Consider the following 15,722-nt stretch of genomic DNA (forward strand, 5'->3'; position numbering starts at 1 on the left):
AACGGGTGACGGCCTGATGGACGAACCGTCACCCGCGCCTGCGCCCGGCGCAGAGCCCGAGAGCGCGACTCGTGCGATCCTTGATGCCGGCCTCAAGGGCCTGTGCCCGCGCTGCGGCCAGCCCGCCATCTTCGACGGCTGGATCAAATTCGCCCCGGCCTGCCGCGCCTGCGGCCTGGACCTTTCCCAGTTCAACGTCGGCGACGGGCCGGCGGCGTTCCTGACCCTGATCCTCGGCGCGATCGTCACCGCGCTGGCGGTGGTCACCGAAGTGAAGCTGCATCCCCCGATCTGGGTGCACCTGCTGCTCTGGATTCCGCTGACCATCGCCGGCGTGATCGTCAGCCTGCGCATCGCCAAGGCGGCGCTGCTCGCGGCGGAATACCGCAACGCCGCGCGCGAAGGGCGTATCGACCCCCGCCCATGAAGCGCCTACCCCTGATCCCCACAATCGTCGTCGCGCTGGCGGTGGCGGCGATGATCGGCCTAGGCCTGTGGCAGTTGCTCGACCGACTGCCGAAGAAGGAGGCCTATCTTGCCCAGTTGGCGACCAACCCGGCCAAGCCGCCGGTCGCCTTCCCGCGCCTGCCCGACGACCGGCTGCTGTTCCGCCGCAGCAGCGCGATGTGCCTGGAGCCGGTCAGCCAGCGCCTGTTCGGCGCCGGGGCCGCCGGCTATCGGGTGATCGCCACCTGCCGCGACGGGGTGGAGGGCCCCGGCTTCCAGGTCCAGCTCGGCACCACGCGCGATCCGCGCTATCGCTCGACCTGGCGGGGCGGTGCGGTCCGCGGCACGATCAGCCATGCGCCCGATGCGCGCCCTTTACTGGCGACGCTGTTCGACCATCGGCCGCAAACGATGCTGCTCGTCGCCGATACGCCGCCGCCGGGGCTTGCCCCCAATGCGCGACCCGACCTATCGAGCGTGCCGAACAACCATCTCTCCTATGCGGTGCAATGGTTCTTCTTCGCAGCCATCGCCGCGGTGATCTACGGGATCGCGGTCAGCCGACGCCGGAGCCGTTGATGCGTTACCATTCCACCCGCGGGTCCGCCCCCGTGCTCAATTTCCGCGAGGTCACGCTCACCGGCCTTGCCAGCGACGGCGGCCTCTACGTGCCGGAGGCGTGGCCGACCTTCAACCGCGACGCGATCGCCGCGCTGCAGGGGCTGTCCTACGTCGACACCGCGGTGGCGGTCATGGCGCCCTTCGTCGCCGGCAGCCTGACCGAGGACGAACTGCGCGAATTGTGCACCGCCGCCTACGGCCGCTTCGCCCATGCCGCGGTGACGCCGCTCGTCCAGCTCGACCACGACCAATGGCTGCTCGAGCTGTTCCACGGCCCGACGCTGGCGTTCAAGGACGTCGCGCTGCAATTGCTCGGCCAGCTGTTCGAACGCTTCCTGACCGGCAGCGACGCGCATCTGACCATCGTCGGCGCGACCAGCGGCGACACCGGCTCCGCCGCGATCGACGCGGTCGCCGGGCGGCAGGGCGTCGACATCTTCATGCTCCACCCCGCCGGCCGGGTGTCGGAGGTGCAGCGGCGCCAGATGACGACGGTGCTCGCCCCCAACGTCCACAACATCGCGATCGACGGCGACTTCGACACTGCCCAGGCCCTGGTCAAGGCGATGTTCAACGACCCGGCCTTCGCCGGGCGATTCCAGCTGTCCGCGGTCAATTCGATCAACTGGGCGCGGCTGATGGCGCAGGTGGTCTATTATTTCTACGCCGCCGTCCGGCTCGGCGCGCCCGACCGACGCATCGCCTTTTCGGTGCCGACGGGCAATTTCGGCGACGTCTTCGCCGGCTATGTCGCGGCGCGGATGGGCCTGCCGGTCGAGCGGCTGATCGTCGCCACCAACGTCAACGACATCCTCTACCGCGCGCTGTCGGCCGCCGACTATAGCCGCGGCACGACGGTGCCGACCGCGACGCCGTCGATGGACATCCAGGTCTCGTCCAATTTCGAGCGGCTGCTGTTCGACGCCGGCGGCCGCGACGGCGCGGCGCTGGCGGCGCAGATGGGGGGGTTCGAGACGAGCGGCGCGATGCGGCTGACCAATGCGCAGGCCGATTTCGCGCGCCACCTGTTCACGCCGGCCCGGATCGACGCCGACGGCATGGCGCTGGCGATGCGCTGGGCGAGCGAGCATGCCGGCGAGACGATCGACCCGCATACCGCGGTCGCGCTCGCCGCGGCGCGTGCCGCCGATCTCGACGTGCCCGTGGTGACGCTGGCGACCGCCCACCCCGCCAAGTTCCGCGACGCGGTCGAACGCGCCACCGGCAGCCGCCCGTCGCTGCCGGCGCGGCTCGGCGACCTGTTCGCGCGCGAGGAGCGGTTCGCCACCTTGCCCGGCACGTTCGAGGCGGTCACCGGCTTCATCGCCGAACGGGCCCGGCCGCGCGCATGACGCTCGACACGCTGATCGGCGAACCCTGGGCGGATTACGGGCTGATCGATTCGGGCCATGGCCGGAAGCTCGAACGCTACGGCCGCTTCCGCTTCATCCGCCCGGAGCCGCAGGCGATGTGGGCGCCGGCGACCGAGAATTGGCGCGCGCAGGGCGAGTTCGTCCCCGGCTCCGACGAGGACGGCGGCGGCCGCTGGCTGTTCAACGAGCCGGTGCCGCGCGAGGGCTGGCCGCTGAGATGGGAAGAGGTGCGCTTCACCGCGCAGACGACGCCGTTCCGCCACCTTGGCTTCTTCCCCGACATGGCGCCGGTGTGGCGCTGGATGCGTAGCAGGGTCGAGGGGCTCGACGCGCCCGAATGCATGAACCTGTTCGGCTATACCGGCGTCGGCACGCTGGCGATGGCGAGCATCGGCGCGAAGATGGTCCATGTCGACGCCTCCAAGAAATCGGTCGAGGCCGCGCGCGGCAATGCGGCGTTGTCGGGGCTGAGCGACGCGCCGGTGCGCTGGATCATCGACGATGCCGCAAAATTCGTCGCGCGCGAGGTGCGGCGCGGCCGGCGCTATGACGGGATCCTGCTCGACCCGCCCAAATACGGCCGCGGGCCGGAGGGCGAGGTGTGGCGGCTGGAGGAGGACCTGCCGAAACTGATCGCCGACTGCCGGCGGCTGCTCGACGAGCAATCGCGCTTCCTGTTCCTCACCGTCTATGCGGTGCGGATGAGCGCGCTCGCGCTGCGCGAGCTGCTGGCGCAGGTCTTCGCCGATCTGCCCGGTACGGTCGAGGCGGGCGAGCTCGGCGTGCGCGAGGAAGCGCGCGGGCTGGTGCTGCCGACCGCGATCTGGGCACGCTGGTCACGCTGACCGAAAGTCGCACTGCGGCGGTATCCCCACCGTAGAGGTTTCAGAGGCTTGGCGGCTGGAAGGTCGCAGTCGAACCGCAGCCCCGGCTGGCCGCCACACTCGGAAAGTCTCAAAGGTCGCACCGACGACCGATGTACGCCGCGCAACACGGACGCGGCGTCACGGACTGGATCGACGATAAGAATCAGCGCCTCAAGCCTAGCCGGGTCCGCGCTTGTAGGACAGCTCAGTCCATACCGGCCCGGATCGCCGACGCCGCGACGAAGGGCGCACCGGCGATGAGCAACAGGCTGACCGCGGCGAGCAGCTTCAATGCCCCGGCACCCTCGCCGATCGCCCCCGCGCCGAAGATCAGCAGCGGTACCGCGAGCGGCAGCATCACCAGCCCCGCCACCGCGCCGGCGCCGCGCAGCCCCGCGACCAGCGCACCGGTGGCGAGACCGAGCGCGGCCAGCCCGGGCGTGCCGATCAGCAGCCCGAGCTCGACCCGCGCCAGCACCGCCGCCGGCAGGTCGAGCAGCCCCGCCGCCAGCACCGCCGCGAGCATCAGCGGGGGCGCGAAGCCCAGCCAATGGCCGGCGAGCTTGGCCGCGGCGACCAGTGGCAGCGGCACGCCACGCACGGCGAGCTGGTCGATGACGCCGGCGTCGAGATCGGGCGCGACCAACCGCTCGACCGGCAGCAGGGCGGCGAGCAAGGCCGCCGCCCAGATCACGCCGCCGCCGATCCGGCCGAGCAGCGCCGTGTCGGGTCCGACCGCAAAGGGGAAGAGGATCGCGACGAGCAGGAAGAAGGCGACCGGCCACAGGGCGCCGCCGCCGGCCCAGGCGCGGCGCAGCTCGCGGACGATCAGGGCGGCCGCGGTCATGCGCGCGCCTCCGCGGCATCGGCGGCGGCATGATGACGGGTCAGGTCGAGCGCCACGGCGCCCGGCAGGGCGAGCGGGACATGGGTCGCGACCAGCGCGATGCCGCCCGCCGCGCGATGCGCCGCCACCAATTGCTCCAGCAGCGCCAGCCCGGCGGCATCGAGCCCGTTGGCCGGTTCGTCGAGCAGCCACAACGGCACCGCGCTGCCGAGCACGCGGGCGAGCGCGGCGCGGCGGCGCTGGCCGGTCGACAGCAGCCGGACCGGGATCGTCGCGAGGTGGGACAGTGCCAGCGCATCGAGCGCCGCCGCGACCTGCGCCGTGCCGATCCAGAAGCCCAGCGCCTGCGCCAGCGGCCGCTCCGGGTCGAGCGCATGCGCCTCGCCGAGCAGCGCCAGCCCGCCGCGGCGCGTCACCTGCCCGGCCGCGGGGCGCAGCAGGCCGGCGGCGATCCGCACCAGGCTCGACTTGCCGATGCCATTGGGCCCGGTGACCAGCGCCGCGTCGCCGGCGTGCAGCGCAAGGTCGACGCCCGCGAACAGCCGTCGTCCGCCGCGCGCGGCTGCCACCCCCGCCAGCGTCAGTTCGGCGCTCAATCCGCCACCGCGTCTTCCAGCGCGTGCATGTCATCGTCGGACAGGCCGAAATGGTGGCCGATCTCATGGATGGTGACATGGCGGACGAGGTCGTCGAGCCGCACCCCGGTCTCCACCCATTCGTCGAGGATTGCCCGCCGATAGAGGTGGATACGATCGGGCAGCGGGGCGCTGTCGAAGGCCGATTTCTCGCCGACCGGGCGGCCGTGGTAGAGGCCGGTGAGGTCGAGCGGATGCTCGATGCCGAGCGCGGCGAGCGTCTCCTCGTCGGCGAATTCCTCGACGATCAATACGACGTCGCCCAAATGCGCGCGGAATTCGCCCGGCAGTCGCGCGATCGTGTCGCGGGCGATCCGCTCGATCGCGTCGGCGTCCGGCGCCTGCCCCAAGACCTCTTGCCCGCTCATGGCGTCCGCCATACCCCGTCATCCTCAATCGCAGCAAGGAAGACGCATGACCGAGGCCGCCCCGATCGAAGCATTGAGCGAGGCGGAGCGCGCCGATGCGCTCGATGGCCTGCCCGAATGGGATTATGACGAGGCGCGCGACGCGATCACCCGCAGCCTGGTCTTCGCCGACTTCGTCGAGGCGTTCGGCTTCATGACCCAGGTCGCCCTGATGGCGGAAAAGGCCGATCACCATCCCGAGTGGCGCAATGTCTACAACCGGGTCGAGATCCTGCTGACCACGCACGACGCCGGCGGCCTGTCGAGCCGCGACATCGAGATGGCCGAGGCGATCGATGCGATCGTGGACGAGTGAGGCAAGCGGGTCACCCTCACCCTTCCCACCCGGCTGCCGCCGGGCGGGCCCCTTCCCTCTCCCACTGGGAGAGGGAGGGAGGCGCGAAGCGCCGGAAGGGTGAGGGTGTCTAGCGCAGCGAGCGGCGCATCTGCTTCCTAAGCTGGCCCGGCAGCCAGCGCGCGGCGAAGCGCAGCCGTTCGGCGGTCTTGCCGACATAGGTGTGGACCTTGTCGCCGTGGACGGCGCGCCACGCCGCCTCCGCCACCGCGTCGACCGGGGTGAGTTCCAGTCCTGCCCCGGTCACGCTTTCGCGGTTCGTGCGGTTGCTGCCGCCCGCGACGCCGTCGAGCAGCGGCGTCTCGATGAAGCTCGGCAGCAGGCAGCGGACCTTGATCCCCTCGCGATACCATTCGCCGTCGAGCGCCTCGCTCAGGCCGCGCACCGCGAATTTGGTCGCCGAATAGGTGGCGAGGCCGGACGATCCGTAGATGCCCGACGCCGAGGAGGTGTTGAGCAGCACCGACCCCGGTGTCTTCGCCAGATAGGCGTGGCCGATACGCGCGCCGTTGAGCACGCCGGTGAAGTTGATCGCGACGGTGCGGTCGATATCCTCGAAGCTGGCGTCCGCCAGCGGCCCGCCGGTGCCGATCCCCGCATTGTTGAACAGGACGTCGAGCCGGCCGCCGCTCTTGCCGGTGAAATCGTCGAGGCAGGCACGCCAGGCGTCGCGATCGCGCACGTCCATGACATAATGTTCGATCATCCCGCGGGGCAGCTGCGCCGCGGTGTCGGCGAGCAGCGCAGCGTTGACGTCGGCCAGGCCGACGCGCCAGCCGCGACTGGCGAACAGGCGCCCGACCGCCCGGCCGATCCCCGACGCGCCGCCGGTGATGAAGATCGCGCGCACCTCGCTCATCATCCTCTCCTTATTTGCCTTTCCCCCCGGCATCCCCCATCCTTCGCGGCGATGCCAGCAGAAAAGCTCCGCCTCGACGGCGTCACCAAGCGGTTCGGCGCCACGATCGCGGTCGACCATGTCTCGCTTGCCGTCGCGACCGGCAGCTTCGTCGCGCTGGTCGGCGCCTCGGGATCGGGCAAGTCGACGCTGCTGCAGACGATCAACCGCCTCGTCGTGCCCGACGACGGGCGGGTGCTGATCGACGGGGCGGATATCGCCGCCGGCCCCGCCCCGATGGTGCGACGGCGGATCGGCTATGTCTTCCAGGGAATAGGCCTGTTCCCGCACATGAGCGTCGCCGACAATATCACGATCGGCCCGCGCATCGCCGGGTCGCCGCGGCCAGACGTCGCCGCGCTGCTCGATCTGGTCGCGCTGCCCGCCGCACTGGCGACGCGCCTGCCGCACGAACTGTCGGGCGGCCAGCGCCAGCGCGTCGCGATCGCCCGCGCGCTCGCCCCCGGTGCGACGCTGCTGCTGCTCGACGAGGCCTTGGGCGCGCTCGACCCGGTGACGCGCGACGCGCTGGGGCAGGAGATCCGTTCGCTGCACGACCGGCTGGGGCTGACGACGATCCTGGTGACGCACGACATGGCCGAAGCGCTGCTGCTCGCGACGCGGGTGCTGGTGATGGAGGACGGACGGATCGTCGCCGACGAGACGCCCGCCGGCCTGCTCGCCGGGCGCGGCGGGGCGGCGGCGCAGGCGCTGGTCGCGGTGCCGCGCGACCAGGCGGCGCGGTTGCAGGCGATCGGCGCATGAGCGGCTTTCGCGACGCGCTGGCGCAGGTGCCGCCGCTGCTCGCCAGCCATGTGCTGCTCGCCGGGGCGGCGCTGCTCGCGGCGCTGGCGATCGGCCTGCCGCTGGCGGTGGTCGCGGCGCGACGGCCGGCGGTCGGGCGGGTCGTGCTCGGCGCCGCCAGCCTGATCCAGACCATCCCCGGCCTTGCCCTGCTCGCGCTCTTCTATCCGATCCTGCTGTGGCTGTCGGCGCGGGTCGGCGGCGGCATCCCCGCGCTCGGTTTCCTGCCGGCGCTGCTCGCGCTGACCCTCTATGCGCTGCTGCCGATCATCCGCAACGGCGTGGCCGGGCTGCAGGGCATCGATCCGGCGGTGCGCCAGGCGGCCGATGCGGTCGGCATGACCCAGGCGCAGAAATTGCGATTGGTCGAGGCGCCGCTGGCGCTGCCGGTGCTCGTCGCCGGCATCCGCACCGCCGCGGTGTGGACGATCGGCGCGGCGACGCTGTCGACGACGGTCGGCTGCCCGAGCCTGGGCGACATGATCTTCGCCGGCCTGCAGACGCAGAATTGGGCGCTGGTGCTGGCCGGCTGTTGCGCCGCCGCGGCGCTGGCGATGGCCGCCGACGCGCTGATCGCCTTGCTCGAGCGCGGGCTGGCGACACGGCGGCCGCTGTGGATCGCGGCGGTGGCGCTGCTCGCCGCCGGCACGCTCGCCGCGACCGCGCCGCTGTGGCCGCGGCCGGGCGGCGCGCGCACGGTGACGATCGGTGCCAAGAACTTCTCCGAACAATATATTCTGGCGCGGCTGATCGGCGACCGGCTGACTCGTGCCGGCTATACCGTTCGCTATCGCGACGGGCTGGGATCGGCAGTGATCTATCGCGCGCTCGCCGGTGGCGACGTCGACGTCTACGTCGATTATGCCGGGACGCTGTGGAACGGCGCGATGCACCGCACCGACATGCCGCCACGCGCGGCGATGGTCCGTGCGATCGGCGCCTGGGCGGCGAGGACCGACGGCGTGCGGCTGGTCGGGCCGCTCGGCTTCGAGAATGCCTATGCCTTCGCGATGCGCGGCGCCGAGGCACGGTCGCGGGGCATCGCCGACCTCGACGCGCTCGGCCGCGCGGCGCCCGGGCTCAAGCTCGGCAGCGATCTCGAATTCCTGTCGCGACCAGAATGGGCGGCGGTGCGCGACGCCTATCGGCTGCGCTTCGCCAGCGCGACGCCGTACAGTCCGACCTTCATGTATCGCGCGCTGGCGAGCGGGCGGGCGGACGTCATTTCCGCCTTCTCGTCGGACGGGCGGATCGCGGCGGACGGGCTGACCGTGCTCGCCGATCCGCGCCATGCCATCCCGAGCTACGACGCGCTGCTGCTGGTCGCGCCGAGCCACACCCGCGATGCGCGGCTGCTGGCGGCACTACGGCCGCTGGTTGGCCGCATTCCGGTGACGGCAATGCGCGAGGCCAATTATCGGGTCGACCGCGACGCCGACAAGGACAGCCCCGACGCCGCCGCGCGCTGGCTGGCGCGGCGGCTGGGGCTGTAGACCGGATCAGCTGCCGAACCGGCGCCCCTGGAAATTGGGCAGCGGGCTGAACAGCTTGCGGATCGTCAGGCTGACCGTGCGGCCGAGCGGGTCCTGATAGTCGGGCTGGTAGCTGACCGGCGTCACGCCATTGGCGTCACGCACCCGCTGGCGGCTGTTGAGCAGATTGGTGACGCCCAACGACAGCCGCAGCCCGCGCACCCAGGGATGCGCCTTGAGCAGCGGCAGCTGCTGCTGCAGATCGGCGAAGACGCGCAGGTTGAGCGTCGCCAGCCCGCCGAAGTTGAGCGTCTGCGGCTGGGCGGCGGTGCCGCCGTTGACGCGCGTGCCGGTCTGATAATTGCCCTCCAGCCGGGTGCCGATGCCGTTGTTGGTATAGCCTGCCTGCAGCTGGAAATTGTGGCGCGCGATGCCGCCGCCCTGGCCGATCGTGTCGCCGTTGAGCAGGTCGAGGCTGGGTCCGCCGTTGGCGACCAGCACGCGGTTGGTGAAGTTCCATGTATGGTAGAAGGCGAACTGGATGCGGCCACCGCCGCCGCCCCGGCCGCCGCCGAAGCCACCGCCGCCACGTCCGCCGAAGCCGCCGCCACCCGGCCCGCGACCACCGCCGAAGCCGCCCGGGCCGTCACCGCCGGCTGCCGGCGCAGCGGGCTGGCCGCCCGGCTGCTGCCCGCCGGCAGCGGCCTCCTGCCCCGGCGGCGGCGGCGGCGTCTGGTCGGCGCCCGGCTGGCCATCGCCCCGCCGCTCGCCATCGCCGCCGCCACGGCGACCACCGCCACCCGGAAAGCCGGGGAAGTTCATGCCGGCGAACGGATTGGGGCCGGTGCCGGCGCGGAACGCCTCGATCTCCTTCTGGATGCGCGACTTGATCGGCTTGGAAAAGCTGACGCCCCAGCGCAGCGAGGACGAATCGGCGCTGGCGAAATTGACGCCGCGCGTGTCGACCCGCGTCAGATTGCCGTTGGCGTCGCGGATGAAGCGATCGGGGAAGGCCGCCGCGATCGCCGCGGTCGCCGAGGCGAAGCTTTCGATCGGGTTGCGCACGTGCGTGTTGGTATAGCCCGCCGTGAAGGTCAGGTCGGTCTCGCTCCACGGCTTCAGATTGAGGCCGAGCCGGGTGACGCGCCGATTGCCGGCGATCAGATCGGGATTGCCGCCGCTGATCGTCGTCACCGTCACGGTCTGGCCGGTGACATAGTCGAAGACGCGGACGTTCGGCGTGATGATCGTCGGGTTGCCGAGCTGCGCGGCGCTCGGCGCCTGGTCCTGGTGGCTGACCGATCCGATCAGCCGCACGCCCTCGAACGGCGACCAGTTGGCGCCATAGCCATAGGTATAGAGCGTGCCGAAGTCCGACAGGTGGTCGACCGCGGCATTGCCGTTGACCGACAGATTGCCGAGGAACTTCAGCACGTCCTTCGACCGGCTGGCGATCGGCAGGTCGATGTTGGCGCGGCCGTTGACGATGTCGCGCGACACCTGGCCGGTGGTGGTCAGCCCGGCGCGATAGGAGGTGCTGTCGAGGCTGCTGGTCTGCGCGCCGATGCGCAGCGCGGTGTTCACCCCGCCCGCCGGCAACTGGAACAGCTGGCCGTTGACCAGCGCCTCGACCTCGCCGGTGTTGGAGATCGAGCGGCCGCGGTTGGCGATGCCCGGCGCGATGTCCGCCGCGGTCAGCACGCCGCGTGGGTCGGCGGTGGGATCGTTGGCCTTTATCCGCGCCTGGAAGGCGGAGGCGTCGATGCCGGTTTCGGTGAAGGTCCGCGTGTCGGCGCGATCGTAGGTGCCGGTCACCGTCCACAGCCACTTCTGGCTGAAGCGGCCGTTGAGCGAGGTGCCGAGGTGGCCGGTCAGGCTCTGGTTGCGCTGCGACAGCGGCAGGAAGTCGCCGCCCGACAAGGTGTTGCCGACGACGCTCGCGACGCCGCCGGTGGCGAAGGGATTGCCCGCCGGCACGATCAGCGTCGCGGTCGGCAGCCCGAACAGGCCGGTGCCGTCGCTGGTCGCGATCTCGCCGTTGATTGTCGCCGACACGCCGCCCAAAGGTCGCGCATAGACCATGTTGGTCGAGAGGGTGCGGCTTGACGGCAGCAGCGTGCGATACGGCCGCTGGTCGAAGCCGACGGTGCCGTTCTCGGTGGCCGTCGGCGCGATGTTGCGCTCCGATTCGGTCAGCGCCGAGCTGTCCTGATAATTGGTGTTGATGTTCAGCCGGCCGCCGTTGCGGATGCTGAGCAGGCCGAGCTGGCCCTGCACGCTGTTGCGGCCGCCCTCGGTCGGCACGGTGTCGCCGAGCTGCACCGTCGTCGAGCGGAAGCGGCGGCGCAGGACGATGTTCACCACCTTCTGGTCGGCGGTATAGCCGTATTTCAGCGCCACCTCTTCGGGCAGGATGTCGACCCGGGCGATCGCCTCGGTCGGGATGTCGCGGATCTCCTGGAAGCCGGCGATGCGCTTGCCGTCGAGCAGCACCACCGGCGGGCCGCCGACACCGCTGGTCGTCTGGGGGCTGAGTTCGGTGAGCAGGTCGGACACCGAGTTGACGCCATAGGCGCGGATGTCCGCCGGCCCGAGCTGCTGTTCGGGCGGGATGTCGCCGACCACCGATCCGGGCAGGTTGCGCGTGCCGCGGACGATGATGTCGGGCTCGTCGCTGACCTCTTCCTGCGTCGCGGGCTTGGTCGCCGGCGCGGCGGGCGCGGGGGTCGCCTGCGCGGCAGCCTGCCCGGTCGCCTTCGCCTGCTGCGCCGCCGCCATCGCCGGCCAACTCGCCGCCGCCATCATCACTGCCAGCCCCACGCGCATGCTATACTCCGTCCCTGAAGACGGCGGCAGCTACAGCCGAAATGTCGCAAGAATGTGCCTGAGCACCCTATATTTCGTAATCCCGTGCCACATTCTCGATGCGGTGGAGCATGTCGGTGAACTGCGCGACCTCCGCCGGGTCGAAATGGGCGAAGATCTGCGCCTCCAGATCGAGCGCCTTGGGCGCGACGGCGGCATAGAGGTCGCGGCCCGCGCCGGTCAGGTCGAGCAAATGGCTGCGCCGGTCGTCGCGATTCGCCTGGCGCGCGAGCAGGCCGCGTTCGACCAGGGCGATGGCGGCCCGGCTGACCGTCACCTTGTCCATCCGCGTCCGTGCGCCGATCGCCTGCTGCGTCGTCGCGCCGCCCTCGGCGATCACCGTGACCAGTCGCCATTCGGGAATCGAGAGGCCGAACAGCGACTGATAGGCGCGCGCGATCAGGCCGCTGACCAGGTTCGACGTCACCGACAAGCGGAACGGCAGGAATTCGTCGAGAACGAGGCGCGGCTCAGCCATGGGACAATTGGTATCAGTTGACACCTTTTTGGCAATGGCGCAGGAAAATGGTATCAGGCGATACCAAATCCGGATCGCGACAGGAGCGGTTGCCATGGACCATATCGACGTCAATCCGATGGGCCTCGACGGGTTCGAATTCTGCGAATTCACCTCGCCGGACCCGCAAGCGCTCGCCGCGCAGTTCGAGGCGATGGGCTTCGTCGCCGCCTCGACTCATCCAACCCGCGCGATCACCCGCTACAAGCAGGGCCGGATCAATCTGCTGATCAACCGGGAGGACAGCGGCCATGCCGCCGACTTCCGCGCCGCCCACGGCCCGTCGGCGAGCGCGATGGGCTTTCGCGTCCACAATGCGCGCGAGGCCTATGACGCGGCGATCGCGCGCGGTGCCAAGCCCGCCCCCGCCGGCCAGGCGCTGGACGACATCCCGGCGCTGGAGGGGATCGGCGGATCTTTGCTGTATCTGGTTGATCGGCACGGCGCCGCCGGCTCGATCTACGACGATTGGGACCAGGTGCCCGGCGCCGCCGAGGCGGAGGCGCAGAACAACGTCGGGCTCGACCTGCTCGACCACCTCACCCACAACGTCCGTCGCGGCCAGATGCGGGTTTGGGCCGAATTCTACGGCCAGATCTTCGGCTTCGAAGAGCAGAAGTATTTCGACATCAAGGGCAAGGCGACCGGCCTGTTCAGCCAGGCGATGATTGCGCCGGACCGCGCGATCCGCATCCCGCTGAACGAGAGCCAGGACGACAAGAGCCAGATCGAGGAGTTCATCCGCGATTATAACGGCGAGGGCATCCAGCATCTCGCGCTGACCACCGACAATATCTACGAGACGGTCGAGAAGCTGCGCAATCGCGGCGTCAAGCTGCAGGACACGATCGAGACCTATTACGAGCTGGTCGACAAGCGCGTGCCGAACCATGGCGAGGATCTGGAACGGCTGCGCCGCAACCGCATCCTGATCGACGGCAATGTCGGCGAGGAAGGGCTGCTGCTGCAGATCTTCACCGAGACGATGGTCGGGCCGATCTTCTTCGAGATCATCCAGCGCAAGGGCAACGAAGGCTTCGGCAACGGCAATTTCCAGGCGTTGTACGAGTCGATCGAGCTGGACCAGATCCGGCGCGGCGTCATCACGGTCGACGCGTGATCGGGAAGTTGAACCCTATCCCGTAACCGTCATCCCCGCGAAGGCGGGGATCCAGACGCGCTAACGCCGGCGATGGAGCCGCACCGTCAGCCAGTCTAGATTCCCGCCTGCGCGGGGATGACGGAGCAGGAGCGGGGTACAATGACGGGGTGGTGGAAGCAGGAGAGGAAGCCAAAACAATGACCGACCACCACCCCATGACCGATTACATCCCCGGCTTCGGCAACCACGTCTCGACCGAGGCGGTGGCCGGCGCGCTGCCGGTCGGGCGCAATTCGCCGCAGCGGCCCGCCTTCGGCCTCTATGCCGAGCAACTGTCCGGCACCGCCTTCACCGCGCCGCGCCACGAGAATCGCCGCTCGTGGCTGTACCGCATGCGTCCCACCGCGGAGCATCCGCCCTATCAGCGCTATCAGGGCGCCGGATTGTTCGCCCCCGGCACCGTCGATGCGCCGCTCGCACCCAACCGGCTGCGCTGGGACCCGGCGGCACTGCCGAGCGATCCGACCGATTTCGTCGACGGCCTGGTGACGATGATGGCGAACCGCGATCCGGCCGAGCTGGAGGGCGTCGCGCTCCACGTCTATGCCGCGACCCGCGACATGACCGACCGCGTCTTCATGGATGCCGACGGCGAATTGCTGTTCATCCCCGAACACGGGCCGATCACCCTGTTCACCGAGCTCGGCCGGATCGACGTCGCGCCGGGGCAGATCGCGCTGGTGCCGCGCGGCGTCCGCTTCCGCGTCACGCTGCCCGACGGCGCGGCGCGCGGCTATCTGGCGGAAAATCACGGTGCACTGTTCCGCCTGCCCGATCTCGGCCCGATCGGCGCCAACGGCCTCGCCAATCCGCGCGATTTCGAGACACCGGTCGCCTGGTTCGAGGATCGCGACGCGCCGACCGAGGTGATCCAGAAATATCTCGGTAGCCTGTGGACGACGACGCTCGACCACAGCCCGCTCGACGTCGTCGCCTGGCACGGCAATCTCGCGCCGTGGCGCTACGACCTGGCGCGGTTCAACACGATCAACACGGTCAGCTTCGACCATCCCGATCCATCGATCTTCACCGTGCTGACCTCGCCGTCCGACGTGCCGGGCCGCGCCAACGCCGATTTCGTCATCTTCCCGCCGCGCTGGATGGTCGCCGAGGGCACGTTCCGGCCACCCTGGTTCCACCGCAACGTGATGAGCGAGGCGATGGGCCTGATCACCGGCGCCTATGACGCCAAGGCGGAAGGCTTCCAGCCCGGCGGCATCAGCCTGCACAATATGATGGCGGGCCACGGTCCCGACCTCGCCAGCTGGCAGGGCGCGTCGGCGGCGGAGTTGAAGCCGCACAAGATCGACGGCACGATGGCGTTCATGCTCGAAAGCTGCTGGCCCTATGTCCCCACCGCGCACGCGCTGAGCCACGCGCAGCTCGATTACGATGCGGTGTGGAAGGACTTTCCCAAGGCCAAATTGCCGTGATCCTGCACGGATATTGGCGCTCCGGCGCGGCCTATCGCGTGCGCATCGCGCTGGCGCTGAAGGGCGTCGGCTACGATCAGGTCAATCACGATCTGCGCACCGGCGCGCAGAAGGCGGCGGACTATGCCAAGCTCAATCCGCTCAAGCTGGTGCCGGCGCTGGAGGTCGACGGGCAGGTGCTGACCCAGTCGAGCGCGATCATCGAATGGCTCGACGAGCGCTTTCCGCACCCGCCGCTGCTGCCCGCCGATGCCTTCGGTCGCGCCGCGGTGCGCGCGCTGGTCGCGACGATCGCGGGCGACACCCATCCGCTGCACAATCTGCGTGTCCACCAGGCGCTGCGCGAGCGTTTCGGGGCGGACGAGGCGGCGATCGCCGACTGGAACCGCCACTGGATCGCCACCGGCCTTGCCGCGGTCGAGGCGGCGGTGGCGCGCGACGGGCGCGGCTTCGCCTATGGCGACGCGCCGACGATCGCCGATTGCTACACCGTTCCCGCGCTCTATTCGGCCCATCGCTTCGGCGTCGATCTCGCCCCCTATCCCGCGCTGGTCGCGGCGGGCGATGCGGCGGCGGCGCTGCCCGCGGTGCAGGCGGCGCATCCGTCGCGGCAGCCCGACGCCGATCCGCAATGACCGCCGACACGCGGCTGTCGGCGACGCCGGCGGGCGTCGCGCTCGGCCCGCTCGATGCGATCCCGGACGGCAAAGCACGCAATTACGTGGTGCAGCTGCGCGCCGGCCGCTTCCACGGCTTCGTCGTCCGCCGCGGCGACAGCGCCGTCGGCTATGTCGACCGCTGCCCGCATGCCGGTGTGCCGCTGGCGCAGCGGCTCGACGACTATCTGACCCCGTCGGGCACGATGATCGCATGCAGCTGGCACGGCGCGCTGTTTCGCATCGACGACGGGCGATGCGTCGGCGGTCCCTGCGTCGGCCAGAGCCTGACCGGCTGGCCGGTGACCATCATCGATGGAACGATCGTCACCGCCTGAGTCTTTCGCAGGTGCAGCATTGGCCG

Annotated in this window: 17 protein-coding genes; 11 read left to right on the forward strand and 6 right to left on the reverse strand. The window is 70.2% G+C overall.

The window, feature by feature from the left end:
- The first annotated feature begins 16 nt into the window (after positions 1 to 16).
- From D9601_RS08300 to D9601_RS08315, 4 genes are read left to right on the forward strand one after another with little or no spacing between them, the layout of a single operon-like run.
- Positions 17 to 427, forward strand: coding sequence for a DUF983 domain-containing protein (locus tag D9601_RS08300; protein WP_198353514.1), 411 nt, complete (start codon positions 17 to 19; stop codon positions 425 to 427).
- Positions 424 to 1,026, forward strand: coding sequence for an SURF1 family cytochrome oxidase biogenesis protein (locus tag D9601_RS08305; protein WP_198353515.1), 603 nt, complete (start codon positions 424 to 426; stop codon positions 1,024 to 1,026). The genes D9601_RS08300 and D9601_RS08305 overlap by 4 nt, the downstream gene beginning before the upstream one ends.
- Complete coding sequence (thrC, locus tag D9601_RS08310) at positions 1,026 to 2,420, forward strand: threonine synthase (protein WP_198353516.1); 1,395 nt, start codon at positions 1,026 to 1,028, stop codon at positions 2,418 to 2,420. Before D9601_RS08305 ends, thrC begins: the two co-directional genes overlap by 1 nt.
- Positions 2,417 to 3,286: a class I SAM-dependent methyltransferase gene (locus D9601_RS08315; RefSeq protein ID WP_198353517.1), complete on the forward strand. Its 870-nt coding sequence runs from the start codon at positions 2,417 to 2,419 to the stop codon at positions 3,284 to 3,286. Before thrC ends, D9601_RS08315 begins: the two co-directional genes overlap by 4 nt.
- A 226-nt stretch (positions 3,287 to 3,512) precedes the next feature.
- On the opposite strand, the gene D9601_RS08320 is transcribed toward D9601_RS08315, so the two are convergent.
- The 3 genes from D9601_RS08320 to D9601_RS08330 are packed head-to-tail and all read right to left on the reverse strand — an operon-like array spanning position 3,513 to position 5,169.
- A complete protein-coding gene (locus D9601_RS08320; RefSeq protein ID WP_198353518.1) occupies positions 3,513 to 4,154 on the reverse strand; it encodes a heme exporter protein CcmB in 642 nt (213 codons plus the stop codon).
- A complete protein-coding gene (gene ccmA, locus D9601_RS08325; protein WP_198353519.1) occupies positions 4,151 to 4,750 on the reverse strand; it encodes a heme ABC exporter ATP-binding protein CcmA in 600 nt (199 codons plus the stop codon). Before ccmA ends, D9601_RS08320 begins: the two co-directional genes overlap by 4 nt.
- Positions 4,747 to 5,169 carry a metallopeptidase family protein gene (locus tag D9601_RS08330; protein WP_198353520.1) on the reverse strand — a complete coding sequence of 141 codons (423 nt, stop codon included), beginning with the start codon at positions 5,167 to 5,169 and terminating at the stop codon, positions 4,747 to 4,749. Before D9601_RS08330 ends, ccmA begins: the two co-directional genes overlap by 4 nt.
- Before the next feature lie 34 nt (positions 5,170 to 5,203).
- Between D9601_RS08330 and D9601_RS08335 the strand changes: the two genes are divergently transcribed.
- On the forward strand, positions 5,204 to 5,512 hold the full coding sequence (locus tag D9601_RS08335; protein WP_198353521.1) for a 4a-hydroxytetrahydrobiopterin dehydratase: 309 nt from the start codon (positions 5,204 to 5,206) through the stop codon (positions 5,510 to 5,512).
- Positions 5,513 to 5,621: 109 nt separating this feature from the next.
- On the opposite strand, the gene D9601_RS08340 is transcribed toward D9601_RS08335, so the two are convergent.
- Positions 5,622 to 6,410 carry an SDR family oxidoreductase gene (locus tag D9601_RS08340; RefSeq protein ID WP_198353522.1) on the reverse strand — a complete coding sequence of 263 codons (789 nt, stop codon included), beginning with the start codon at positions 6,408 to 6,410 and terminating at the stop codon, positions 5,622 to 5,624.
- Between the two features lie 51 nt (positions 6,411 to 6,461).
- Here D9601_RS08340 and D9601_RS08345 point away from each other — a divergent pair, with 51 nt between their 5' ends.
- Positions 6,462 to 7,214, forward strand: coding sequence for an ATP-binding cassette domain-containing protein (locus D9601_RS08345; RefSeq protein ID WP_198353523.1), 753 nt, complete (start codon positions 6,462 to 6,464; stop codon positions 7,212 to 7,214).
- Positions 7,211 to 8,746, forward strand: a complete 1,536-nt coding sequence (locus D9601_RS08350) for an ABC transporter permease/substrate-binding protein (RefSeq protein ID WP_198353524.1) — start codon at positions 7,211 to 7,213, stop codon at positions 8,744 to 8,746. The genes D9601_RS08345 and D9601_RS08350 overlap by 4 nt, the downstream gene beginning before the upstream one ends.
- A gap of 6 nt (positions 8,747 to 8,752) precedes the next feature.
- Here the strand turns inward: D9601_RS08350 and D9601_RS08355 are convergent, their stop codons facing one another.
- On the reverse strand, positions 8,753 to 11,551 hold the full coding sequence (locus D9601_RS08355) for a TonB-dependent receptor (RefSeq protein WP_198353525.1): 2,799 nt from the start codon (positions 11,549 to 11,551) through the stop codon (positions 8,753 to 8,755).
- 67 nt (positions 11,552 to 11,618) lie between these two features.
- Entirely contained in the window at positions 11,619 to 12,068 is a 450-nt protein-coding gene (locus tag D9601_RS08360) for a MarR family winged helix-turn-helix transcriptional regulator (RefSeq protein ID WP_198353526.1), read from the reverse strand.
- Positions 12,069 to 12,162: 94 nt separating this feature from the next.
- On the opposite strand from D9601_RS08360, the gene hppD reads away from it, so the two are divergent.
- The 4 genes from hppD (at position 12,163) to D9601_RS08380 (ending at position 15,696) form a co-directional block, all read left to right on the forward strand.
- Positions 12,163 to 13,227: a 4-hydroxyphenylpyruvate dioxygenase gene (gene hppD / locus D9601_RS08365; protein WP_198353527.1), complete on the forward strand. Its 1,065-nt coding sequence runs from the start codon at positions 12,163 to 12,165 to the stop codon at positions 13,225 to 13,227.
- A gap of 197 nt (positions 13,228 to 13,424) precedes the next feature.
- Positions 13,425 to 14,702 (forward strand): homogentisate 1,2-dioxygenase, encoded by a 1,278-nt coding sequence (gene hmgA, locus D9601_RS08370; RefSeq protein ID WP_198354416.1) that lies wholly within the window; start codon positions 13,425 to 13,427, stop codon positions 14,700 to 14,702.
- On the forward strand, positions 14,699 to 15,337 hold the full coding sequence (maiA, locus tag D9601_RS08375) for a maleylacetoacetate isomerase (protein WP_198353528.1): 639 nt from the start codon (positions 14,699 to 14,701) through the stop codon (positions 15,335 to 15,337). Before hmgA ends, maiA begins: the two co-directional genes overlap by 4 nt.
- Positions 15,334 to 15,696, forward strand: a complete 363-nt coding sequence (locus D9601_RS08380) for a Rieske (2Fe-2S) protein (RefSeq protein ID WP_198353529.1) — start codon at positions 15,334 to 15,336, stop codon at positions 15,694 to 15,696. Before maiA ends, D9601_RS08380 begins: the two co-directional genes overlap by 4 nt.
- The last annotated feature ends 26 nt before the right edge of the window (positions 15,697 to 15,722 follow it).

This window comes from Sphingomonas sp. MA1305 (genome assembly GCF_016107325.1).
In the GTDB taxonomy this organism is placed as follows: Bacteria; Pseudomonadota; Alphaproteobacteria; order Sphingomonadales; family Sphingomonadaceae; genus Sphingomonas.